23 protein-coding genes and 1 tRNA gene are annotated in these 25321 nt (G+C 33.6%); 4 read left to right on the forward strand and 20 right to left on the reverse strand.

Annotated features, from left to right (window positions below; all coding sequences use genetic code 11):
- Positions 1 to 41: 41 nt before the first annotated feature.
- From STERM_RS17415 to STERM_RS17430, 4 genes are all read right to left on the reverse strand, one after another.
- On the reverse strand, positions 42 to 842 hold the full coding sequence (locus STERM_RS17415; protein WP_012862943.1) for a helix-turn-helix transcriptional regulator: 801 nt from the start codon (positions 840 to 842) through the stop codon (positions 42 to 44).
- A gap of 807 nt (positions 843 to 1649) precedes the next feature.
- Positions 1650 to 2357 (reverse strand): tetratricopeptide repeat protein, encoded by a 708-nt coding sequence (locus STERM_RS17420; RefSeq protein ID WP_012862944.1) that lies wholly within the window; start codon positions 2355 to 2357, stop codon positions 1650 to 1652.
- A gap of 152 nt (positions 2358 to 2509) precedes the next feature.
- Entirely contained in the window at positions 2510 to 2677 is a 168-nt protein-coding gene (locus STERM_RS22595; RefSeq protein WP_280109829.1) for an ATPase, T2SS/T4P/T4SS family, read from the reverse strand.
- 961 nt (positions 2678 to 3638) lie between these two features.
- Positions 3639 to 3725, reverse strand: a tRNA-Leu gene (locus tag STERM_RS17430).
- Positions 3726 to 4247: 522 nt separating this feature from the next.
- On the opposite strand from STERM_RS17430, the gene STERM_RS17435 reads away from it, so the two are divergent.
- The 4 genes from STERM_RS17435 to STERM_RS17450 are packed head-to-tail and all read left to right on the forward strand — an operon-like array spanning position 4248 to position 7957.
- Positions 4248 to 5273 carry a methionine ABC transporter ATP-binding protein gene (locus tag STERM_RS17435; protein ID WP_012862947.1) on the forward strand — a complete coding sequence of 342 codons (1026 nt, stop codon included), beginning with the start codon at positions 4248 to 4250 and terminating at the stop codon, positions 5271 to 5273.
- On the forward strand, positions 5257 to 5907 hold the full coding sequence (locus STERM_RS17440; protein ID WP_012862948.1) for a methionine ABC transporter permease: 651 nt from the start codon (positions 5257 to 5259) through the stop codon (positions 5905 to 5907). Before STERM_RS17435 ends, STERM_RS17440 begins: the two co-directional genes overlap by 17 nt.
- Before the next feature lie 18 nt (positions 5908 to 5925).
- Positions 5926 to 6744, forward strand: coding sequence for a MetQ/NlpA family ABC transporter substrate-binding protein (locus STERM_RS17445; protein WP_012862949.1), 819 nt, complete (start codon positions 5926 to 5928; stop codon positions 6742 to 6744).
- Positions 6745 to 6760: 16 nt separating this feature from the next.
- Positions 6761 to 7957 (forward strand): M20 family metallopeptidase, encoded by a 1197-nt coding sequence (locus STERM_RS17450; RefSeq protein WP_012862950.1) that lies wholly within the window; start codon positions 6761 to 6763, stop codon positions 7955 to 7957.
- Positions 7958 to 8167: 210 nt separating this feature from the next.
- On the opposite strand, the gene STERM_RS17455 is transcribed toward STERM_RS17450, so the two are convergent.
- From STERM_RS17455 to STERM_RS17530, 16 genes are all read right to left on the reverse strand, one after another.
- The gene (locus tag STERM_RS17455) at positions 8168 to 8530 is read right to left on the reverse strand and encodes a DUF2023 family protein (RefSeq protein ID WP_012862951.1); all 363 of its coding nucleotides are present in this window, start codon (positions 8528 to 8530) and stop codon (positions 8168 to 8170) included.
- A complete protein-coding gene (locus tag STERM_RS17460; RefSeq protein WP_012862952.1) occupies positions 8500 to 8994 on the reverse strand; it encodes a flavodoxin in 495 nt (164 codons plus the stop codon). The genes STERM_RS17455 and STERM_RS17460 overlap by 31 nt, the downstream gene beginning before the upstream one ends.
- 158 nt (positions 8995 to 9152) lie before the next feature.
- Positions 9153 to 10226 carry a D-alanyl-D-alanine carboxypeptidase family protein gene (locus tag STERM_RS17465; RefSeq protein WP_012862953.1) on the reverse strand — a complete coding sequence of 358 codons (1074 nt, stop codon included), beginning with the start codon at positions 10224 to 10226 and terminating at the stop codon, positions 9153 to 9155.
- A 196-nt stretch (positions 10227 to 10422) separates the two neighbouring features.
- Positions 10423 to 11355: a carbohydrate kinase family protein gene (locus tag STERM_RS17470; protein WP_012862954.1), complete on the reverse strand. Its 933-nt coding sequence runs from the start codon at positions 11353 to 11355 to the stop codon at positions 10423 to 10425.
- Between the two features lie 18 nt (positions 11356 to 11373).
- Positions 11374 to 12321, reverse strand: a complete 948-nt coding sequence (locus STERM_RS17475) for an ABC transporter permease (RefSeq protein ID WP_012862955.1) — start codon at positions 12319 to 12321, stop codon at positions 11374 to 11376.
- Entirely contained in the window at positions 12302 to 13816 is a 1515-nt protein-coding gene (locus tag STERM_RS17480) for a sugar ABC transporter ATP-binding protein (protein WP_012862956.1), read from the reverse strand. Before STERM_RS17480 ends, STERM_RS17475 begins: the two co-directional genes overlap by 20 nt.
- A gap of 22 nt (positions 13817 to 13838) precedes the next feature.
- Positions 13839 to 14780 (reverse strand): substrate-binding domain-containing protein, encoded by a 942-nt coding sequence (locus STERM_RS17485; protein ID WP_012862957.1) that lies wholly within the window; start codon positions 14778 to 14780, stop codon positions 13839 to 13841.
- Positions 14781 to 14798: 18 nt separating this feature from the next.
- On the reverse strand, positions 14799 to 15806 hold the full coding sequence (locus STERM_RS17490; RefSeq protein ID WP_012862958.1) for a LacI family DNA-binding transcriptional regulator: 1008 nt from the start codon (positions 15804 to 15806) through the stop codon (positions 14799 to 14801).
- A gap of 350 nt (positions 15807 to 16156) precedes the next feature.
- On the reverse strand, positions 16157 to 17545 hold the full coding sequence (locus STERM_RS17495; protein WP_012862959.1) for a DKNYY domain-containing protein: 1389 nt from the start codon (positions 17543 to 17545) through the stop codon (positions 16157 to 16159).
- Positions 17546 to 17574: 29 nt separating this feature from the next.
- Positions 17575 to 18456 carry a DMT family transporter gene (locus STERM_RS17500; protein ID WP_012862960.1) on the reverse strand — a complete coding sequence of 294 codons (882 nt, stop codon included), beginning with the start codon at positions 18454 to 18456 and terminating at the stop codon, positions 17575 to 17577.
- Between the two features lie 75 nt (positions 18457 to 18531).
- Entirely contained in the window at positions 18532 to 20598 is a 2067-nt protein-coding gene (recG, locus tag STERM_RS17505) for an ATP-dependent DNA helicase RecG (protein ID WP_012862961.1), read from the reverse strand.
- A 66-nt stretch (positions 20599 to 20664) separates the two neighbouring features.
- Entirely contained in the window at positions 20665 to 21303 is a 639-nt protein-coding gene (locus STERM_RS17510; protein ID WP_012862962.1) for a hypothetical protein, read from the reverse strand.
- A gap of 33 nt (positions 21304 to 21336) precedes the next feature.
- Positions 21337 to 22089 (reverse strand): YebC/PmpR family DNA-binding transcriptional regulator, encoded by a 753-nt coding sequence (locus tag STERM_RS17515; RefSeq protein ID WP_012862963.1) that lies wholly within the window; start codon positions 22087 to 22089, stop codon positions 21337 to 21339.
- Positions 22090 to 22221: 132 nt separating this feature from the next.
- Complete coding sequence (locus STERM_RS17520; protein ID WP_012862964.1) at positions 22222 to 23163, reverse strand: tetratricopeptide repeat protein; 942 nt, start codon at positions 23161 to 23163, stop codon at positions 22222 to 22224.
- A 39-nt stretch (positions 23164 to 23202) separates the two neighbouring features.
- On the reverse strand, positions 23203 to 24468 hold the full coding sequence (locus tag STERM_RS17525; protein ID WP_012862965.1) for a tetratricopeptide repeat protein: 1266 nt from the start codon (positions 24466 to 24468) through the stop codon (positions 23203 to 23205).
- Positions 24469 to 24665: 197 nt separating this feature from the next.
- A complete protein-coding gene (locus STERM_RS17530; RefSeq protein WP_012862966.1) occupies positions 24666 to 25310 on the reverse strand; it encodes an L-fuculose-phosphate aldolase in 645 nt (214 codons plus the stop codon).
- Positions 25311 to 25321 lie beyond the last annotated feature (11 nt).

Raw genomic sequence — 25321 nt, forward strand, 5'->3', positions numbered from 1 at the left:
ACCTCCTAAAAATATATTAATAATACAATTATAACAGAATATTAGATCTTTTTTTCTTCTGAATTGCTATTTTTTTTCAAAATTTTTTCGACCAATAATTGAGAAACATTGAATACAATTGGTGGGTCGTCTTCTTCTGCTTCTCTCAAAACAATTTTAAATTTTTTTTCTTCCATTGAGGGAAAGTTAATCGATTCTTCTACCATCCCTCTCAAAGCTTTATCAAACTTGAAATAATCTAAAGGATTATTACTTTTCTTTATCGCACATGACAATAAGTAATATTTTCCATCAGGAATATTTTTTAATTTACAAGTTCTCTTATTTAGTAATGCTTTTCCAACAATAGGCTTGTGATTAGGAATTGGTCTTATGAATAACCCTACAAATACTATATATTCTCTGTATGTTTTCGGAAAAATTATCTCTACCTCACAACTTCCTCTATTTCTTTTCATTTTTTCAGAATTATGTTCTATCTCAAAACATTCCTTAGTCTCTTCAAAATTTTTTATTACTCTAAACGAGTTTAAATACTTTTCTTGATACTGTTTAGGTGATAGACCTGTATACTTTTTAAATAAATTACTGAAACTGCCAGCACTCAAAAATCCACTTTTTAATTGTGCATAAAGTATACTATTTCTCTTTTTTAGAATTAATCCAATACTTTTGTCTATCTTTAAAGTAGAAATATATTCTTTTATTGTAAATTTTTTTATCCTCTTAAATTCTCGACTAAAATGATACTTACTAGAATAAAAATTATCAGAGATGTTTTTTAATTTAATATCATTATTAAAATTCTTTTTTATATAAAAAAATACTTCTTTTATATTCATTTTATACACCTTCATTTCTATATTAAATGATATGATATCAAATCAATAAAAACAAGTCAATGTATAAAATTTATATTAGATAATATGACTTAAGAATAAATATAAAACCTGTTATCCAAATTTTCAAAAAAATTTTTCAATTATTCTGTTTTTTTATCTACAGGATTTGTTTCCAAACTTTGATATTTGAATTTTATCTCATTCTTTACTATTAAATCATAAGTATAATATTTTTTCTTAGCATGATTTTTTATCTCCTCATCTCTAGTTACTACTTTATCCCGAATATCAGGTCGACGATACTTCTAGCATAAGAACTCTTACTCAACCATATGAGTTTTTCTTGTAAAAACTGCTCACTCTATTTGAATTCTCTATATCACAATTTCCCCTTATTAAATCCTGAACAGTTTCAGTTATCCTTCTTTAGCCATTTCAGTGAATTTTACCCTTATATCCCCTGTTAAAGGGAGTGTTGGATTATATGCTTTCCAATAAATACCCTTTGGGAGGGTTTCTTATTCTTTACCTGTTCTCATTCACGATGCTGCAAAGATATATTATTATTCAATCTTGCAAGAAATGGTATTACATCTCCTTCTTCCACATAATCCAGATCATAACTTATTGTTGACAGCAAGCCTACGTATTTATTAATTACAATATTATCTTCCAGTAAATAATCCCATGCCAGATAATATGCAAGACTGTTCTTAAAATCTTTGTTTTACTTTTTCATTCCTCACTTCCTTTTATATTTGTAATAAAAAAGCAAGACTAATTTATTTACACTTAGTCTTGCTTTGATTAATATCCCATTTTTTTTATTTCTTCTAAGTTATTTAATATTTCTACTTTTTTATTATTATTTTCATTTTCAAGATTCATTTCATAATATTCTTTAGCCAATCTATATTTTTTTTGCTCAAAATAACAATCTCCCAAATTAGTTATTGCTTCGATATTCCCCGCTTCAATTGCTAATTTATAATATTTCTCTGCTAAATCCCATATTTTTTGTTCATGATACAAAACTGCCAAATCATTAAGTGCAGTTTCACTTCCATCTGCTATTGATTCTTTATAATATTTTTCTGATAATTGGTAATTTTTTTCCATAAAATAAATAGCCCCTAAATTAGTTTTAGATACAATATCATTTGGCTCTACCAATAGATACATATTATAATATTTTTTGGCCGGCTCAAGTTTTTCTTGCATAGTATACAAATAAGCCAAATTTTTTATTGCTGTTGTATTCCCGCTATCTATAGCTGATTTATAATATTTTTCTGCCAGTTTATTTTCATTCTTTGCTAAATAAATATTTCCTAAATAATTTAATCCTATTCCATTTTCAAATGAACCTGCTTGTTTTAAATATTTTTCTGCTTTAATATAGTCATTTTCTGTATAATACTTTAATCCTATTTCAAAATTTTCTCTTTCTGACTTTCCTGAACAAGAAATGAATAAAAATATTCCTAATAAAGCACTTATGATTGTTTTTAACATTTTTCCTCCATTCCCCAAAATTATACAACTATATTAAAAAAATTTCAATTTCTTTTATAAGACTAAATATTCACTACTATATCCCACAATTTCGGTGCGATACTGTTCCAGCTTCATCAATACACTCTGACAGTCATTAGCATGAATAGTGCTTAATCCCCTGCATGTCCCAAGTTCCATGCTTTGAGCAACCCCAATGTTTCCTCACCTCTTCTGAGCTCCCCTACAATAATTCTGTCAGAATTAAATCTCATAGAACTTTGAAGCAGCATTTTCATAGATACATGATATGTTGTTGTAAGAAAAACAGAATTCTGAATATTACACTGTTAATTTCAGAGTATCTTCCAGCAAAAATACTCTGTCTTCAGTCCCTGTGAGTTCATTTATACACCCATTGATAAATGTTGTTGCCCCGGAACTTGTCCTTCCTAGGATTAGAATATTCTTTTTATTTAAATTCTTTTTACCAGAAAATCTTTCTGTTTCTGAGTTATTATTCTGCCTTCCACAAATACTCTCTCAGGTCTCTTTCTTATAGAGAATACCGGCTTATATGGTATCAAATATTATCCCTTCAAATCTGTTACCGTTTGGCAACACAGCACTTACTTTTGGTTCCTTTCTTGTTACTGCTTTTTTATTATACAAAGTAATTATTTCTATACTTCATAATGAATTGTCCAGGCATCCTCCATTTTTTAAAATCATTATTGAACCTTCCAAGAAACGATATTACAGTTCCTTTTTCCGCATAACCCAGATCATAATTTCTTACTCTTATTGTTAACTGCAAGCCGCTGTATTTATTAATTACAACATTATCTTCCTGTAAATAATCCCACGGAAGATAATACGCAAGACTATTCTTAAAATCTTTGTTTTACCCTTTCATTCCTCACTTCCTTTTGTGTATATAATAAAAAACAAGACCAGTTTCATTTAGTCTTGTTTGAAGTTTATTATTTAACTTTTTTATTTATCACAGTTATATTTATAAATTTTATTTTTATCTTTTCATTTGATACAGTTTCCTTCCAAAGTATATTCAAATGTCTTTATATCCACATTCAATTTTTCTCCGTTATAATAGTAATCATTTTTATCTTTTGAAGAAGACAATTTAAAAGCCCTCCAAATTGTTTTGTCGAACATAGAGGACTCTGATCATGAAGATATATATAATTTATTCAAATTACTTATTGAGAAAATCGATCTTATAAAAAAAATCACCATTAACACTAAAAACCTACATCAAATAGAATAGTGTAGGAGTATACATGGTGCGAAAGACGGGACTTGAACCCGTACAGCCTTATCGGCCACAAGGCCCTCAACCTTGCGTGTCTACCATTTCACCACTTTCGCATACCACTATAGTTTATAGTATTTTGGATTTTTTTTCAAATTAAAATTAATTAAAAATAATTTTTTAAACTCAGTCATCATTTTACATCTCTATATTGTATATTTTTCCCTGTTAAATCTGCATCTTTACATTTTTATAGTTCACAGATTCATAAAACACAGCCCAAAACAATCCATATACAATATATATATTAAATATGATATTTAAATATTTGACTTATATATGAAAAAGTTATATATTAAAGCATAATAAATTAACAAGGAGGAAATCAAATGTCTGTAATATTCTTTAATTTTGTTTCAGTAAACACAATGTATATGATGTTAATGTGCATGTCTATGATGATGTACACTTTTTTACATACTGAAATAAAACAGAGAATAAAAAAAGATATTTTGAATTGCTTATTAATATAAATAAACTAGTTATCACAGTTTAAAATTATTTAATAATAAATAACAAAAAATACTTTGGAATTTTCTGAAGTATTTTTTTTATTGAATTACAGAAAGGAGTTACAAATGATAAAAATTGAAAATATTTATAAATCATTTGATCACAAAAATGTACTTACCAATATCAGTCTTGAAATACCAAAAGGCAGCATCTACGGCATCATAGGTTACAGCGGCGCCGGAAAAAGTACACTTATCAGAATTATCAATGCACTGGAAAGACCTGATTCCGGTAAGGTTTTTATTAATAATACCGAATTATATTCTCTTGATAAGAAAAAAATTCAAAATGAAAAGAAGAGAATAGGAATGATTTTTCAGCACTTTTATCTTCTGAACAGTAAAACTGTTTTTGATAATGTGGCAATAGCCCTAAAAATAAATAAAACAGATAAGAAAGAAACAGAAAAAAGAGTTATGGAAATACTCCGATTCGTAGGACTGGAGAACTATAAAAACAGTTATCCCGAACAGCTTTCAGGCGGACAGAAGCAAAGAATCGGCATAGCAAGAGCATTGGTAAATAACCCAAAAATACTCTTATGCGATGAAGCCACTAGTGCTCTTGATCCGGAAACAACCAAACAGATACTGGAGCTTTTGCAGAAAATAAACAGGGAACTTGGGCTAACAATAGTACTTATCACACACCAGATGGAAGTGATAAAAAACATCTGTGACAGGGTTGCAGTCCTTGAAAATGGCAGTATCATAGAAGAAAATGATGTTTTTAATATTTTTGCTTTCCCAAAGAAAACTACAACACAAAAATTTGTGGAAAGCATACTTCATCAAGATATCCCTGATTCTGCTTACAAGCATCTTATAAACGGCAGACTTTACAAACTTACATTTTCCAAAGGACATGTTGATGAACCGGTTTTATCGAATATTACAGCTGAAACAGGAGTTAATTTCAGTATTCTCCAGGGAGTGGTTACAGAAATACAGGAACATTTCTTTGGTCAGCTTATTGTGAAGCTTACATCGGCAGATAAGCGGACAGATACCGCTTTAGAAAAACTAAAAACTTACGGAGTAGAAATACAGGAGATAAAAAAGGAGGAAATACACTATGAATGTTTCACTTGAACAAATAATTAATGCCACATGGATAACTGTTTATATCTCGGTATTTTCATTTATTCTGGGTACCCTTATAGCTTTTTTTCTGGGCTTTACCTTATATTTTACCAGAAAAGACGGAATATATGAGAATAAAAAATTATATGTCATTCTTGATATAATAATTAATTTTATCAGATCACTGCCGTTTGTAGTACTGCTGCTTCTGCTTATTCCTGTAACAAGACTTCTTGTAGGAAGTGCAATAGGTCCAAATGCAGTGATTGTATCCCTTACATTTTTTGCCGCGCCATATATTGCAAGACTCGTGGAAAGCTCCTTGCTTGAAATAGACCATGGTATTCTGGAAGTAGCAGATTCATTGGGGGCCAATACTCGTGAACTTATTTTTTACTTTCTGCTTCCCGAAGCTGCTTCATCTTTGATTTTTAATCTTTCCATTGCATTTGTAAGTATAATAGGTGCAACAGCAGTGGCAGGAACCATAGGCGGCGGCGGACTCGGAGACCTTGCGATTTCATTCGGATATAACAGATATGATTACGCGACACTTGTAACCGCTGTGGGAATAATAGTAATTCTCGTACAGCTTGCACAATTTTTAGGAAAATATTTATCAAATAAAGCAAAATATTTATAAAATTCAGGAGGAAAATATATGAAAAAAAGAAATTTATTACATTTAATCACATTACTGGTTCTGGTATTTTTTATCACAGGATGCGGAGCGAGATCAGGGAAAAAATACAGAGTCGGTATAAACGGTTCTACTTCCAGACAATGGGAACACATAAAGAAAGAAGCTGCTAAAAAAGGGATAAATCTGGAAATAGTTTATTTTTCAGACTATGTTCAGCCCAACAGAGCTCTTGTAGATAAGGAAGTAGATATAAATGCCTTCCAGACTCTTTCGTTCCTAAATACATTTAATGAAACAAATAAACAGGATATAACTCCTATAGGAACTACAATTCTGGCTCCAATGGGAATTTATTCAAAAAAGTTAAAGTCTCTTGATGAGCTGCCGGAAAAAGCAAAAGTAACTATTCCAAATGATCCCTCTAATCAGGGAAGAGCATTAAAGCTTTTGGAAAAAGCAGGATTAATAAAATTGAAAGACAGTAATGGAAAAATAATAAGCAATAATGACATTGCCGAAAATCCAAAACAGCTGGAAATAATTCCGCTGGCTGCTAATCAGCTTCCTCAGACTCTGAATGACACCGAAATATCAGTAATTAACAACGGAGTGGCAGTAGATGCCGGCTTCTCACTTAATCAGGCTATTTTCAAGGAAGATAAGCTGGCAAAAGATTATATAAATGTTATTGCTGCGAGACAGGACAATAAAAGTGATGAAAATCTTCTGGAGATAGTAAAATTATATCAGAGTGATGATGTAAAAAAAATCATAGAAGAGGAAACAAAAGGAAACTCTATTCCTACATTTATACCATTATCAGAGATAGGTTTTTAGAAAAAAGGAGGACAATATGATAAAAACAGAAAAGGAATTAATAATAGAATTTACTGATAAAAACAGCGAAGTTCTTATAGAAATTGCAAAATTTATTCACAGTAATCCCGAGCTCGGAAATCAGGAATTTTTATCTGGGAAGGCACTCGGCAGCTTTCTGAAAAAACATAATTTTACTGTGACACATAATATCGCAGGACATGAAACAGGATTCACCGCAAGAAAAGTTTCATCCAGGCCCGGTCCAAAGATTGCTTTTCTTGCTGAATATGATGCATTGCCTGAAATAGGACACGGCTGCGGTCATAATCTAATAGGAACTGCAAGTGCAGGAGCTGCCGCGGCAATAGGAAATATCATTGAAAGCCTTGGCGGGGAAGTTGTTGTTTTCGGTACTCCTGCTGAAGAAGGCGGAGATAACGGGAGTGCAAAAGCAAGCTTTGTTAATGAAGGTTTATTTGACAATATAGATGCAGCATTAATGTTTCATCCCGCCAACAAAAATTCTGTTACACAAAAAACACAAACTGTGGAGCCTGTGGATATAGAATTTTTTGGAAAAACAGCACATGCTGCCGGCAGTCCTGAAAAAGGAATAAATGCCTTACATGCTCTCATACATTTTTATAATACTTTACACTCACACCAAACAGGAAAATTCAAAAATCTTAATATACATGGTGTTATTACTGATGGAGGAAAAGCACCCAATGTAATTCCTGATTACGCCAAAGCCAGATTTTATATCCGCGGAGCTACTTCCAATGAAAGCAGGGAGGCAGTAAATACCATAAAAGACATACTCACAGGTATTGACAAAGCTTTTAATACTACATCAAAACTTACATATTTTCAAAACAGGGTTGATCATTTTGTTCTTACTCCGGAGTTTGATAAATTATTCAGCAATATTTATGAAGATTATACCGGCCTTACAATAGAAAAAGGACAGATAAAGCCAGGAGGTTCTACTGATGCTGCTAATGTAAGCCATGTCACACCTGTAATTCATCCCTATCTTTCAATAGGCGACTCTTCACTTACAGGGCATACAACTGAATTTGCAGATGCAGCATGTTCTGAAAAAGGCTTTGAGACTCTTCTGTTAGCAGCAAAGCTTCTGAGCCTCACAGCTCTGGAGCTGTATAAAGATTCAGAATTACTTGAAAAAATAAAAAACGACTGGAATAAAAGGATTGACTCTCAAAAATAAAAGGGATTATATAGATTTTTAGATAATTAATAAAGGATTGACTGTATTTTACAGTCTCTTTTTAATTTATTATTTCAATAAAAGAAGAGACTGCCGGAAACAGATTCCCGATTTTATCAGAAATGTCTGCTTCTGGCAGTCTCTTTAATTGGAAGATAAAGAGAATTTTCTTTATTTTAGCTATATATTAATATAATCTAAAATACCATATTAATTGCTGTCCGTCTTAAACTTCAGATATCTTTTGCTTTGTTTAAGAGGATCATAACCAAGTAGTATACCCAGAATAAAATCTTCTTCGGGTGTATATTTTTTTAGTGAAGTTTTATTAAACTTCTTTATTATATCTATACATTCTTTTTCTCCAAAAAATAAATTACATTTATCGTTACTTACTTTTTGTACAAAAAATGAAATGGAATTTTTCTCTAATTTTTTTACCATATATCCCATAGTATCTACAGGAGCAGTATGTAAAACCAAATGTCTCAATCCCTTGTTCAGTTCATAGATATGATGGGCAAAAAGTTCATAGTTGTATTTTATAAAGCTTTTTTTATCTCCTCTGTCCATTTTTCTACCCTTTCATCAGTTAAGTCTGACTGATTTACTTCATCTATTGCTAATCCTAAAAATTTTCCATCCTCTACACCTCTTGATCCGTCGAATGTGTAGCCGTCTGTTTCAGTCTCTCCTATCAAGATAACACCGTTATCTTTTATTTTCTCATGTATGATTCCTATTCCGTCTATAAAAGTATCGCTAAATGATGACTGATCACCTGTTCCGAAATAAGCTACTTTCTTTCCGCTTAAATTTAATGAAGGCATATCATCCAATACTCCCTGCCAGTCATCCTGCAGATCCCCGTAACCCCAAGTCGAAGTCCCCATTATGATTACATCATAATCATTCATCTTCTCAAGATTTCCTGCTATATTATATACATCTGCATTGTCTAGCTTTGCTGATATTTTATTCGCTACCTCTTCAGTTACTCCTGTAGTTGACCCGTAAAATACTCCTATTTTCGCCATTACCGAACCTCCTGTTATTATTTAATAATATAATATCAGATTTTATTTTGATTGTCAAATATTTTTATCTATATTTTTGAAAAAAATTTTATTTACAAAATAATTAAAAATCCGCTTTTCTTTTTATAAAAAGCGGATTTTCTGTAATCTAAATCATTTTATTTTGATATACTAATCTTATCAGATTCCTTGTATTGGAGTTTTCCCGTATATTCATTTCCTTCAAATACTACTGTGTAGTCTCCCAGAACTTCTCCGTTTTTTATCTTTCTGGGAAGAGTTTTTATTACATTAAACTTATACTCTATCTTAGAAGCATCAAAATTATTTATGTTGATGATTTCCTCCACATCCTCGCTCGGATACAGACTATAGTCCTTATTGCTGATTTTTATTGTAGCTATTGCTTTATTGGTGTCCACTATTTTACTTTTTTTATAAGTGGAAAAGAATGAATTAATTTCATCAGCGCCTACAGTATCTCTGTTCTTAGATTTTTCAGAGCCCATAACCACTGCTATCATTCTCAGACCGTCTCTTTCAGCTGTTAATACAATATTTGACCCTGCTGCTTTATGATATCCTGTTTTCAGTCCGTCAACGCCCTCGACTTTCCCGAGCAGATTATTCGTAGCCTTCAGCTGTATTGTACCGTCTTTTATATAGTCAGAACTTTTATCGGCTATTTTCATATATTCAGGATACTGTATTGCTGTCATAGCCAGCTTGTAAATATCATATGCATTCCCCTGATCCATACAAGTGCCTGTATTGCCGGGCGGCAGTCCGTGCGGCGTACAGTAACGCAATGAGTCAAGACCCATGCTTCTTGCTCTTTCATTCATCTTATCCACGAAATCATAAACATCTCCGTGGCTTACATATTCTGCCAGTGCATAAGCAGCATTATTAGATGATCTTATTGCTGTAGCTTTCAGCAGCTCTTCCACAGTAAATGTTTCTCCCGCATTCATTTTTACACCATATGGAACCTTTGAAGCCGTATATGAAATAGTTACATTATCGTCTAAAGATATTTCTTTTGCATTAACTTTGTCTAATGTTAATAAAATAGTCATTACCTTTGTCATTGATGCTAAGGGTCTTACCTCGTAGATATTATCCTGAACATAAATATTTCCTTTAGTATCACCTACTAATAACTCTTTATAATCATAAGAAAAAATAAATACTGATAATAATAACATCAGGCTTAAAATTTTTGTTTTCATGTTTCCTCCTTAATTGACTTACCTTCTATTTTACTAGTTTTTTCTTATTTTTGCAAGTCATGTCAGAGCACTTGATTCATAAGCTGTTTATAAATAATAATGAGTAATTTTCCCGAAAATACAGATTAAAAAAAATTTACTTTATCAAAAAATGACTTTCAAAATCCAAAAAATCAAAAGTCATTTTTTCCAGTGTTTACTTTTTATAAATATTATCTATTTCCTCTTTTGTAAGATTTCCTTCCATAGGACCCTGTTTAGTAACAGAATATGCTCCTGCAAGATTAGCATAGAACAATGCTTCTTTGTAGCTGTAGCCCTGAGAGACCAAAGATACAAAAGTTCCTCCGAAACAGTCACCTGCACCTGTAGGATCTACTTCTGTTACTTTGACGGAATCCACACTTATCTCCTCAGTTTCAGTGTAAAGAGTCGCTCCTCTGTCTCCTCTTTTTACCACTACTACCACAGTACCGTCTTCAAGAAGTTTTTTTACTGCATCTTTTTCTGTTTCCATTCCTGTCAGGTCAAGAAGTTCCTGCTCTCCCGGAAGAATTATATCTGCATTCCGCATTATTTTTACTATTAATTCTTTTATTCGGGGATTTTCCATAAATTCTTTCCTGAAATTCGGGTCAAATGTTACTTTTATCCCTCTTCCTTTTAATTCAGGAAGAAGATTATTAAATAAATCTATCATATTCTCATTAAAAACTGAGCATCCCATGATATGAAAATATTCACACCCGTCGAGACAGCTCTTGTCTATTTTTCCGTAATTCAGTTCCTGCAGGGCTGAATCCTTTATAGTAAAGATAAAGTCTCTGCTGCCGCTTTCCTGATATACCACAAATGCTACCGCTGTAGTTTTTTCATTTGAAATATGTACCTGCGAAACATCCACTCCGTCCTTTTTCAGTCTGTCCGTATTTATTCTTCCGAAGTCATCATTCCCGATAACGGAGATAATTCCGGTATTTCCTCCCATTTTGGCTGCCTGATCTATAAAAATAGCCGGCGCACCGCTTGGATAAGGTCCGGTAAACTCTCCCGTTTCTCTGAAAGTCTGATTTTTTCTGGTTCCCATGATTTCTACCAATACTTCTCCTGCTGTTAATATCTTAGGCATATTTCCTCCTGTGTCATTCTATTTTTTCTTTTTTTTGCTCTGCACATCAAAATAAACTGCAAGTATTATTACCAGCCCTTTTACTATTAACTGATAAAAATATGTTATATTCAAAAGATTCATTCCGTTATTGATAACCCCTATTATTATAGCCCCTATAAATGTTCCTGTTATCGTACCGTATCCTCCGCTGAGACTGGTACCTCCCAATACTGCCGCTGCTATAGCATCCAGCTCATATCCGTTTGCCGAGTTCGGCTGTCCTGAATAAAGTCTTGACGCCAGAATTATTCCGCTTAATGAAGCAAGCAAACCAATAAGCATATAGATGTAAACCTTGACTTTTTTTACATTTATACCGGAATACAGTGCCGCTTCCTCATTACCTCCTATAATGTAAGCCTGTCTCCCAAACTTTGTTTTCCCCAGAATTATATTCATAATAATAAATACTACTATTAATATAACAATAGGAAATGGTATGCCGAATAGCTTTTCATTTCCCAGATAGAGAAATTTTTCATTTGCTATCTGTACAGGTCCTCCCCCGGTCAATATATATGCAATCCCCCTGAATATTCCCATTGTGGCAACAGTTACTATAAATGCCGGAATTTCTGCCTTTGAAATCAGAAATCCGTTTATGAATCCCAGAATAACACCCATAAGCAGACATAATGCCAATGCCAGTGCAAACGGAACCTTCAGATTAAGCAGCAATGCTGCCGATGTTCCTGATAATGCTATGATCGAACCTATAGAAAGATCAATCCCCGCTATTATCAGTGCAAATGTCATTCCAAAAGCACTTATTGCTATTATTGATACCTGTAAAATTATATTCAGTATATTGTTAAATTCTCTAAAACTCGGTGATAAGAAAGAAAATACAGCTATAAGAGCAATTAATCCGATTAATATTCCTCCGTACATCTTAAATATTTTTTTAAAATTTATCATTTCCATCTAAGTTTACACCTCCTGTTGAATATCTCATTATTTCCTCCTGAGTTGTCAGCTCCGGATTCAGCTCTTTTACTATTTTTTTCTCTCTCATTACAAAAAGCCTGTCACTCATAAACAATACCTCGGATAACTCTGAAGATATCATTATTATTCCCACACCTTCACTTGCCAGTCTTCTCATTATTTCATATATTTCGTGTTTGGCTCCTACATCTATTCCCCTTGTAGGCTCATCCAGAATCAATATATCCGGTTTAGTCTCCAGCCATTTTGCCAGTATTACCTTCTGCTGGTTTCCTCCGCTCAGGTTTCTTATGTGCTGGTCACTGCCCGACGTTTTTATTCTCAGATTTTTTATTTCAGTCTTGGCAATTCCTTCTTCCTTTTTATTATCAATCAGCTTTAGCCTGCCTATTATGTTATCTATTGTAGCCATGGTAATATTCACCTTTACATCATTATCCAGCACTACTCCTTCTTCTCTTCTGTTTTCTGTAATAAATGCTATTTTATTTTTTATGGCGTCTTCCGGTGATTTTATATTTACTTTTTTATTATTTATAAAAATCTGTCCGTTATCCAAAGAAGCAACACCAAATATTGCCTTTGCCACATCACTTCTTCCGGCTCCTACGAGACCGAAGAAACCGACTATTTCTCCTTTTTTTATATCAAAGCTTATGTCTTCAAAATAATCCTTCTTTGATAGTGACTCCACTCTCAGGACAGCTTCATTTCCTGTTTGATAGTCTTTTTTAGGATAAATATCTTTCATTTCCCGTCCTACCATCATTTTTATAAGCCCGTCAATATCTGCCTTTTCTCTCGGAACAGTTCCGATATATTCCCCGTCTCTCATTACTGTTATATTATCAGATATTCTCAAGAGCTCATCCATTCTGTGCGATATATAAATTATTGATACCCCGTCTTTTTTCAGCTTATCTATAATTTCGAAAAGTTTTTCTGATTCTTTCAGACTGAGAGAAGAAGTGGGTTCGTCCATAATTATTATATCAGCTTTAAATGCCACTGCTTTGGCTATTTCGATCATTTGTCTCTCGGAAATACTAAGATCCTGTACCAAAACCGACGGCTCCATATCTACATCAAGATATTCCAGTATTTCCTTACTTTTTTTTGTCATTTCCTTATAATTAACAAAAAGATTATTCATCGGCTCCCTGTTTGCAAAAATATTTTCTGATATGCTCATATTGGGACACAGACTTAGTTCCTGATATATTATGCTTATTCCGAGACTCTGTGATTCTTTAGGATTTTTTATATCAGTTTTTTTCCCTTTTAAAATTATTTCACCTTCATCAGGGGTATAAACCCCTGATAAAATCTTCATAAGTGTAGACTTCCCGGCTCCATTTTCCCCAAGCAAAGTATGTACCTCACCCTTTGCAAGCTTTAAATCTACATTTGATAATGCCGTGACACCGCTAAATCTTTTTGTAATACCCTTCATTTCCAAAATGTATTCCATTCAGGACAGCCTCCGTTACAATTTATTTTTTTTCTCCCTCTTTTGTAAAAATTCCTGGTGTTACAGGTATATTTTTCTCCACCTGCTCGCCTTTTAAAATTTTCAGAGTAGTATCTACTGCTATTTTTCCCATATCCTCAGGATATTGTGTTATTACTGCCGCAAATGATTTTTCTTTTGTTACTGCATCTCTTGCTTCCTGCATCCCATCGAATCCTATTACTTTTATCTGGTCTTCTTTACCAGCTGATTTTACTGCTGCTACTGCTGCAAGAGCCGCATCATCACCAAAACCAAATATTCCTCCCAGATTTTTATTTGCCTGAATCATATTCTGTGCTGCTGTAAGAGCTTCCGGTCTTGTAATCCCTGCCTGTATAGCTACTATTTTTATATCTGGATATTTAGCTATTACTTCTTTAAATCCTTCTATTCTCTGTACCACTGAATCTACTGTAGGATATTCTATGACTGCCACTTCACCTTTACCGTTAAGTAGTCTTGCCATTTCTTCACCGGCTATTTTTCCTCCTGTATAGTTGTCTGTAGCCACATGAGCTGCCACATCTACGCCTATAGCAGGAACATCTACTGTTATTACTGGGATATTAGCCGCTTCTGCTTTCTTTACCGCAGCAAGAACTCCTTTAGAATCCACCGGACTGATAATGATAGCATCTACTTTTTTTGTAATGAAATCTTCTATATCCGAAATCTGTTTATTCAGATCCTGATTTGCTATTGAAACATTTAATTTTACATTCTGTGCCGCTGCTTCTTTTTCAATGGCATCCTTCAGACTAAGGTAAAAAGGATGCTGCTGTGTCAGAAGTGACACTCCTATTGTATAAGTCTTTTCACCTGTTTCTGTTGGTTTATCCTCTGTTTTACCGGCAGCCTGGTCCTTTGACCCGCATGAAAAGATAAACAACATTGTTACTAACACTAATAAAATTTTTTTCATATTATTTTCCTCCTGTTTTTATTTCAATTTTTTTATAGATTCTGTTATCACCAATTTTGTATCAAGTATTTTTACGTTACTTTTTCCGGAACTTCCGTTATTTGTTTCTTCAAGAATACTTTTGGCAGCCTCTGTTCCTATAAGCTGTGTGGGCTGATATATAACCGATATCTGCGGCTTTATCATCTTGAAAAGATCACTCTGGTCATATCCCAGAAGCGATATATCCTCTCCTATTTTCAGACCTTCGTCATACATATACCTCAGACAGCCGAGAGTCGTCTTATAGTTTGTGGCAAATATAGCTGTCGGCTTTTCTTTCATGCTCATCAATTCTTTAATTGCCCTGTATCCTTCTATTTCCGTATAATCTGTATATTTAACATAATCATTGTCCAGCTTGATACTCTCTTCTTTAAGTGCCATTTTATAGCCTTCAAATCTGTTTTTGGCAGTGTAAACTGTTTTAGGACCGTTTATTATACCTATTTTAGTATGTCCTCTTTTTATGATCTCTGAAACTCCCTCATAACTCCCCGTAACATTGTCACAGACTACTGCATTTAAGGATACTCTGTCAAATATCCTGTCTATAAGAACAAGTGGGATGTTGTTCTTTTCAAATTCTTTTATGTGTTTATATATACTTGAGGTAGGCATCAAAATAATTCCGTCTACCTTTTTCTTCCTTAAAAAGTCTAATTTTTCGCTCTCAATATTCCATTGATTCTGTGAACTGCATATTATTGTACTGAAATTCTGTTCATTCAGCACTGTTTCTATTCCCTCTATTACCTGAGTCACGAAAATATCTCCTATATCCGGTACAAGAACACCTATAGAATTGGTCTTCTTGCTTCGCAGCCCCTGTGCAAGATAGTTTGTTTCAAAATTTAATTTTTTTATCGCCTCCTCTATATGTTTTTTATTCTTTTCTTTTACAGAAAATCCATTAATGTACCTCGATACTGTTCCTATAGAGACTCCAGCCATTTTAGCAACTTCCTTAATAGTAGATTTTCCCATGATTTCTCCTTTTTTGAAACGTTTCAATTTTTTTAAAAAAATAAAAAGAGAATATTTTCTTGTTATCTTTCAAACAAAACCTTTATATAATAGGTTTTTATTCTTTTTCTTTTTTGTTTTTTTAAAACGTTTCAATTTTTATATTATAATATACCTCGTTTTTTTTTAAAGTCAAATTTTTTTTACAGATTATTTTTCACTATAGAGAAAAATACCTTTAATATACTGTAATTTTATTATATTATTTTTTTTGCACAAAAAAAACGGAGATATTTTTTTCCTATCTCCGAAATTATTTTAAAAAGAATTCATTATTTTATTCCCAGTTCCAAGCATTTCTGTTTTACCTGTCACTCCCCTATAATATATGAATCCAACAATACTCCGCTTACATTTTTTATTCCTGTCAGTTCTGTTACTTCACCATTGTACATATCTGAAATAAAATAATATTTTTTAACTGCTGAATTATAAAATAAATTTCCGCTTATATTTTCTGTAGAATCCAGCAATTTTATTTTTTCATTTTTTATTTCACTAAACTGCCATCCGGTAGTATCTCCGCTGTACAGATAATAACCATTTTTATCACTTGCTATCTTATTATTATATCTGTCATTATATATCAGCCTGAATGTATCACTGTCATATTTTTGCTCCGTAATTCCGTATATCGGGGATATAAGATATATTTTTTTACCGTTTCTAAATAAATTCCCATTATCCAGCCACTCAAAATCCTCGGACTTAGCTGTTTTCACATCCAGATACGGATCATAATAATAGCTTTCATCATCCAGAATCCATTCTGTATATTTTGCATTTACCGGTATATTTCGTTTTTCTATCTTTATCTCCGGCTCATATTCACGAAATATATAAGTCTGATTCTCATCCTTAAAAATCGTTTTTCCTATAACCTCTGCTTTTCCCTGCAAAGCTGTACTGCTTATTTTTTTTCCTTTGTAATATATCCCGTCTTTGCTGTAGCCGATTACAAAAACCTCAGGCTCTGGATTCCACAGCTTCAGCAGCCGAAAACCTTCTGTATCTTTTATTTTAAGTGCCTTGTTTTTATAGTATATATTCTTTCTGTCCCTGGCATAATTTTCATCTAATACCTGAAAAGTTTTTTCATCCGCACCTTTTATTTTCAGAAATTTCGATTGTGCTGAAAAATACTCATAAACATAAGAATATATCCCGTTTTTATCTTTAAAATAATTATTTCCAATCTGCTTTATACTTGCTGTATCTATATTTCCGATATTTACTCTCTCTTCCTCTGAAAAAGAATCCGGGCTGTCTGTATGATACATTTTTTCGTTTTTCAAAATCAGATATCCCGAATATTTTCCGGGAATTATATTTTCATCCAGTCCGCCAAAAATTTTCAAATTTTTCAAAATTACATATGGATTATCTGTATCATAAGTACGAACGGCATAACTGCCCTCAGGCTCGCTTGTCCACACTTCATCAGATATTTTTTCCTTTAAAATATACATTGTTGAACTCATAACCGCGGCTTTATATTTTTCCCCCTCAGCTGCATTTTCTTTTCCATTTATATAGAATTTTCCGCCGTTTTCCAGCATATTCCTTTCTTTGACAGCATGTGTACTTTCACTTTTCCCAAGATTCAAAACTGTGCCGTCTTTTCCCACGTAATATACATTTTCTGACAAACTGCTCCATATGCATACTATAAATGCTAAAAAAATATATCCCTTTTTCATTAATCCTCCTTTTTATCCTCTGAATTTTCTTAAGTGCTCTGCTCCTTCTTTGCTCCAAATCCGAGCTTAGTTTCTGAAACTATAACAGAAATCAGAATAAGTGCTGCTCCCGCTATTGCCTTTGGCGTTAATACTTCATGCAGTATCAGAAATGACAAAACAGGTGCAAATAATGATTCAGTACATAATAATATCGAAGCTCTTGCAGGTGTTGTGTACTGCTGACAGGTAGTCTGAAGCAGAAAGCATATTCCCGTGGAAAAAATCCCAAGATATAATACTGCCAAAAACTGTGTCTGTGTTACATTTAATGTTATACTTCCGTTGAATACACATGTAATAAATGAAAACACAGTCATAGTATACATCTGAACCAGATTCAGCCTTATTGCATCTACTTTTTTTGACAGTATCCCGGTAAATGTTATATGACAGGCAAAAAACACAGCACAAATCATTGTAAGTATATCCCCTTTATTGAGAGAAAAATCTGTTCCTGTCAGACTGAGCAGGCCGATCCCGCATAAACACAGTACAGCTGATAAAACAGCGAATATATCAGGTCTTTTTTTATAAAACATCCAGTATAAATACGGCACTAAAACTACATTTATCGCTGTAAGAAAAGCATTTTTAGATGCTGTCGTATACACCAGACCCACAGTCTGAAACGAAAAGCCGAGATATAAAAAAACTCCCAGCAGAACTCCAGCCAAAACCTCTCTTCTTGTTACATTGCGCAGCTCTCTGAAAAAGATCACGCTTATAAATATTGATGCAAAAGCCGCCCGCAGAAACATCATATAATACGGTGTAATTCCGCCGTCCAAACCTATTTTAGTCGCTGTAAACCCTGTTCCCCAAATAAAACCTACCAATAACAGCCCTAAATCAGCTGAATACTTTTTCATAGTTCTCCATTCTGTAAAATATCATGTTGTTATTTGATACTTACTCTAAATAAATTATACTCTTATATAAATTTTCTATTTTATCAGGCTTTCACCATCATGAAACTTTCTGTATACATCACTTTTCAAATATTCATTTTCCACATGTCCGTTATTTTCCTCAAGATATTTCAGAACAAAATCTCTTATATATTTTATCTCTTTTATATTTTTTATAATATCAGTAAGCAGGAGGTCTGATACACCGCTTTGCTTTGTACCGAATATCTCTCCCGAGTTTCTCAGCTTCAGGTCTTCCTCTGCTATTTTGAAGCCGTCTATGGTATTTTCCATTATTTCCAGACGTTTTTCCGATATCTCATTAATGGTTTCCGATTCCAGAAAGCAGTAAGACCTGTATTCCCCTCTCCCTACACGGCCTCTGAGCTGATGCAGAGAAGAAAGACCGAATCTCTGTGCGTCTCTTATTACCATTATCGTGGCATTAGGCACATTCACCCCTACTTCTATTACAGTAGTAGATACCAGTATATTCAGGTTTCCTTTTCTGAATTTTTCCATTACTTCCTGTTTATCTTTATTTTTCATTCTTCCATGAATCAAGGCTATCTCCATCCCCTTAAAAATTTCCGAATATTCTTCAAATGTGCTTTCCGCAGACTTTACATTAAGAGTCTCACTCTCTTCTATCAAAGGTGAAACAACATATACCTGTCTTCCTTCCCTGATTTTCTCCTTTATAAAGTCATACATTTTATTTTTTTCTTCCTGATCCTTTATCCATTTTGTCTTTATCTGTTTTCTTCCCGCAGGAAGCTCGTCAATAACAGAAACATCCAGATCTCCGTAAATAGTAAGCGCAAGAGAACGCGGTATAGGAGTGGCACTCATAACTATAAGATTGGCGAGCTCGCCCTTATCTCTCAGCAGCTTTCTCTGTACTACCCCGAATCTATGCTGTTCATCTATTATTATCAGTCCCAGACTGTGAAATACTATATCATTTTCTATAAGTGCGTGTGTTCCTATGACTATATCCACAAGTCCTGCTTCTATTTCTTTCAAAAGCTTTTCTCTTTTTTTGCCTTTAACACTTCCTGTAAGCAGCTCTACACGGACATTAAGATTGTTAAATTCATCCACTATTCCAAGATAATGCTGTGTAGCCAGTATTTCAGTAGGGGCCATTATCGCTCCTTGATAGTTATTTTCTACCATGTATAAAAGCATAATCAATGATACTATGGTTTTTCCCGAGCCTACATCACCCTGTATCAACCTGTTTAGTATCTTTCCTTTTACCAGCTCATTATAAATTTCTTTAATTACTTTTTTCTGTGCTCTTGTCAGCTCATAAGGAAGCTCCCTTATGAACTGCTTTACCAGCTCTTTATTATTTTCTATTTTATATAATCCCTTATTAGCCTTATCCACTTCAAAACGGCTTTGAAGTATACCCATTTCCAGCAGAAAAATTTCTTCCAGCATAAATCTTCGCAGTGCTTTTTGTTTCAGCTGTTCATTTTCCGGGAAATGAACATTAATTACAGCATCTTTTCTGGGAAGAAGCCCTTCTTTCTTCATAAGTTCATCAGGCAGATTCTCTTCAAGCAGATAACCGAAATTCAATATAGCCTCATGTATTATCTTTCTTAAGTCTCCTTGTTTCAAAGAAGAAGTAGATGAATATATAGGCAGAATCTGATTTCCGGGAAGCAGTGAAGCCACACTTACATTTTTGTACTCAGGATTGACTATCTGCATTCTCATCCCTTTTTTTGCCTTTCCGTAAACAATCATTTCATCGCCGATTTTTATGTTTTTTTGTACAAATCTGTTATTAAACCATGTGAGCTCTATTACTCCTGTATCATCACCAAGCCAGGCACGATACATATATCTTCCGCCTTTTATGTAGTTATTCGAGGCTTTTAATATTTTTCCCTTCAAAACTACAAATTCATCAGGCAAAACCTCACTTATATTCTTACTGTTGCTTCTGTCTTCATAGGCCCTCGGAAAAAAATAAAGAAGATCGTATAATGTACGCACATTTAATTTATTCAATTTAGAAACATTAGCTTTTCCAAGTCCTTTTATTTTTAATTCGTCTAAATTTTTAAACAATAAATTATATGTCATTATTCTCTCCTTTTTATTATTTTAAAAACTCTCTAAGAACCTTTCCGTTATTAGAGAGTCTGTATTTTATTTGAATTCTTTTTCCAGATAAAATGTCACATAATTAGAGCCGCCGTGTACTCCGTTTATCAGACCGAAAATACCTGATCTGTGCGATATTCCCACACCGCCGTAAAAATCATCAAGCGGTTCTATTCTTGTGATATCTCTCAGATTTACTGCTATTCCGAACTCCAGATAATTCAGGAAATTTGAATGAGACTTGCCCTCAAAATCCAGATTTTCCTTTTCCAGATAAGGTATCTGATTGGCATAGGATAACCCTTCCAGTACATATACCTTAGTTCTTACATATTTAGACCACGGAAACTTTTTCCATGTGAACTTTACACCTGCATTATACTGAAAAAAATCATCCTGATAATTATTCTCCAGATGATATATCAGTCCCGCCTGAGCACTGATATCCAGTGACCCGTTCCATATATTAGTCCACAGATATTTTTCTCCCGATAAACCTACCAGTGATGTTCCTGCCGGATCCCTGTTATAATCCCAATCTAAGACCAGATTTTGAAGTGTTGACTTATAACCGTTTCCATACATTAATTTAACTCCGTATTTTGGTTCATCCGGTTCAAATCCAGAATCCGAAAATGAAACCAAAAAAGCTAAAAAAAATAATCCAATGATTACTTTTTTCATTTCTCCTCCTTTTTATTGCCCTTTTAATATTTTTTAAGCATCCAGTTCTGCCATAATCTCGTCTGCTATATCAAAATTACTGTATATCTCCTGTACATCCTCATTTTCTTCCAGATCGTCATACAGTTTCATTAATTTTTTAGCTGTTTCAAGATCAGTAATCTCTATTTCAGTAGCGGGATGCATAGTTACCTCACCCTCTTCATAAATCAGTTTATTAGTATCAAACGCTTCTTTTACTGTATCAAAATCATTGGTATCTGTTATTACCAGCCATGCTTCTGATTTTTCCACTACGTCTTCTGCTCCGGCATCTAACGCAGTTTCCATTAATACATCTTCATCTATTCCGTCTTTTTTAAATTCAAAAATACCTTTTCTGTCAAATAAAAAAGATACCGAGCCAGTTTCACCTAAATTTCCGTCATTTCTAGAGAAATTCATTCTTACTGTAGATGCAGATCTGTTTTTATTATCTGTAACTACATCTACTAAAAAAGCCACTCCTCCCGGTCCGTATCCTTCATATCTGATTTCCTGATAATCTACGCCTTCGAGCTCGCCTGTTCCTTTTTTTATAGCTCTTTCCATATTATCTTTAGGCATATTTGCTGCTTTTGCCTTATCTACTGCCAGTCTCAGTCTTGGATTAAATCCTATGTCTCCTCCTCCAAGTTTAGCTGCTATAGTTAATTCTTTTCCGATTCTTGTAAAAACCTTGGCTCTCTGGGCGTCCTGTCTCCCTTTTCTATGTTTTATATTAGCCCATTTACTATGTCCTGCCACAAAAATTACCTCCACATTTTTTGAATATTATACCATATTTATAATTCTTTGAAAAGATTTCATACACCTGAAAATTAACTGAAAGGAATTTTTCAGTTAATTTCAGACAAAAATATACTGTTAATTATTCTATTAAAATTTTTTCTTTTCCCAGTTTTCCTTGCCAAGCTCCTGCCCTGCCGCAGCTTCTATCTCATCGGCCTTTTCTTTGTTTCCTTCTTCTATATTTATTTTATACAGATAAGCATAGGCATCTCCCAGATAGTCCAGACTCTGATTTTTTTGATACATAGGCACTACCTTTTCCAGATATTTTAGAGCCTGCTTATTATCTCTTTTATAATAATAATTTACTCCTGCGCCGAAGTAGTTCTCCGCTTCATCAGGATCGGCTTTCAAGCCTTTAAGATTATACTTTAAAGCTTCATCAAAATTCTTTTCCTCATAATAAAAATTTGCCAGCTGACTGTAAAAATATCCCTGAGCCAGTCCTTTTGAAACAGAATCATTAAGAAACTTTCTTGCCTTATCTCTTTCGCCTTTGTCCAGATATGTGAAATAAAGCATTCTTGCAGCCTTATCAGCTTTATCTTTTGCTTCTGCTTTCGTATAAAGTGCAATCGCCTTTTCAAAATTTTTCTCTGCTTTATCATATTCACCCATATCCGAGTATATAGCTCCGGCACCATAAAAATTCCCGCCCATTCCAGGATCCTTTTCACTTCCTTTTACATAAGTTTTCAAAGCCAGATCAGTTTTCCCCTGAATACTCTGCAGATAGCCGAGTTCATTATAAGCATAGCCTTCATTCGGATTTATTTCCAATGCTTTATTTAATACAGCCTCAGCTTTTTCATAATCCTTTTCCTCTATATAATAATAACCCATTTTAGCTGTATAATACGCTTTGTTCTGCGGGTCGGTCCTTCCCATCTTTTCGAGATACTTTATTGTTTCTTCTATACCCGAATCCTGATAAATTTTCAAATCATCAGGCAGTTTCTCCTCGCTCTTTAAATTATTACAAGATAATACCGTGCATACCAACAGCATAATTAAAAATATTTTTTTCATATTTCTCTCCTTTATTTTGATTTTCTCTATATTTATAACTTATTTTTTCTTTCTTTCCCATTCCATACTGCCCAGATCATTTCTTGCAGCCTTTTCTACTTCGGCGGCCTTTTCCCCGTCATTATTTTCTATGACAGTTTTATATAAAAAAGCATATGTTTCACCCAGATATTCCTTATTATCAGTTTCACGATAAAGCCTTGCCGCCTCTTCAAAATATTTCGCGGCATTATCCAAGTCTCCTTTATAATAATAGCTTATCCCTGCTCCGAAATAATTTTCCATACTGTAAGAATCAGCCTTTATTCCCTCAAGATTATACTTTAAGGCATCGCTGAATCTTCTTTCCTTTATATAAAAAGCTGCCAGATGAGAACAGAAGGTAGCCTTATTAATATTATTTCCTATTGACGTTTTCAGGAATTCTTCAAGCTCATCCTTTGTTCCCGAATAATTTTTCACATAATAAATTCCGTCATATGCACGCTCCACACCTGTATTATTTCCCTCTTCACCGTATAGTTCCACAGCTTTCTTTAAGTATTCCTCCGACTCTTTATATTTTTTTGTTTCATAATACAAAACTCCTGCGAGATAATAAGTATCTGCATTTTCAGGCTCATTTCTCATTCCTATATGTACATACCTGATGGCAGCCCTGCTCATTCCCTTGGAATAATAAAGTTCAGAAAGCTTTTTGGAAAAAACGTTTTTATGAATATCTCTTTCTATCGCTCTTTTCAAAAATCTTTCCAGTTTTCCGTCATCACCGATAGAATTATATGTATAATACAGTAATATTGCCGCCCTGTTAAGCTCGTCCCGTTTATTCGCCATTTTATACATATTAACTGCTCTTTCCAGATATTCAGCGGCTTTTTCATAGCTGCCAAGATCAAAATATGCTGCCCCGGCACCAAAAAATATATCAGGATATTTCTCTTTTAACCTTGTTCCTTTCAGATAATATTCCAGTGCCTCTTTATTTCTTCCCTGCAGACTGTAAAGAGTCCCTATCTTAATATAAACCTCTTCCATTTCTTTATCTTCCGAAAGTGCTTTTTTCAACATTCTTTCAGCATTTCCATAGTCCTTTTCCTCATAGTAATAATATCCCATTTTTGCGTGATAAAGAGCTTTTTTCGCGCTTTCTATTTCTGCCATATTTTCCAGATATTTTAAAGTTTCATTTATTCCCTTGGAATAATACATATCATAATCATAATCCGTGATACGTACCAGCGGTCCGCTGTTATACCATGATGCTGTCCCTAAAAAAAATAATACCAATAATAATTTTTTCATCAGCTCCTCCTCCGCTTTTTTATCAATTATATCATAATTTTTAGTATTTTTGGGTATCATATTGAATTTTATTACAAAATAAAATTTTAGCTGTATAAATTCTTTTATTGATTTAAAATAGATTTTTTATTATAAAAGAGTCAGCAGCCAAAAAATGATTTTGACACTGACTCATATATTTTATAATAGTCTAAAATTTATAATTTTTTCCCGTAAGGCTTAAACTTCTCAAGAAATTCGTCCATTTCCTCTGATTTCAGCGGAATCGGCTCTCCCACACATTTTGCTTTATAGTATAATTCCGCCACAAATTCTGTTTCTTCCGCTGTATCAAAAGCATACTCCACTGTTCCGCCTATTGCAAGCAGTCCGTGATTGGCAAGAAGACAAGCGTTTCTGTCTTCCATTGCTTTAAGCGCCGCCTGTGCAAGCTCCTCTGTACCAAATAATTCATAAGGCGCACATCTTACATTTTTCCCTGCATATCCTATCAGATAATGAACAGGCTCTATTTCCCAGTGCAGTGTTGCCAGCACTCCTGAATATGTCGAATGTGCATGTACCACTGCTCCTACATCATCTCTGTCTCTGTAAAATACCCTGTGCATAAAATACTCGCTTGAAGGCTTTTTATCCCCGTCTACCTGTTTTCCGTATAAATCAAGTACTGCCACATTTTCCGGCTTTGTCTCAAAATAATCTATTCCGCTGGGACTTATTGCCATCAGCCCCTCTTCCTTATTATAAATACTTATATTCCCCCCTGTTCCTTTAGTCAGACCGTGTGTTATCAGTTTTTTTCCGTATTCCACTATAAGTTCTCTTTCTTTTTGTAAAATCATATTTATATTCT

Source organism: Sebaldella termitidis ATCC 33386, from assembly GCF_000024405.1.
GTDB lineage: Bacteria > Fusobacteriota > Fusobacteriia > Fusobacteriales > Leptotrichiaceae > Sebaldella > Sebaldella termitidis.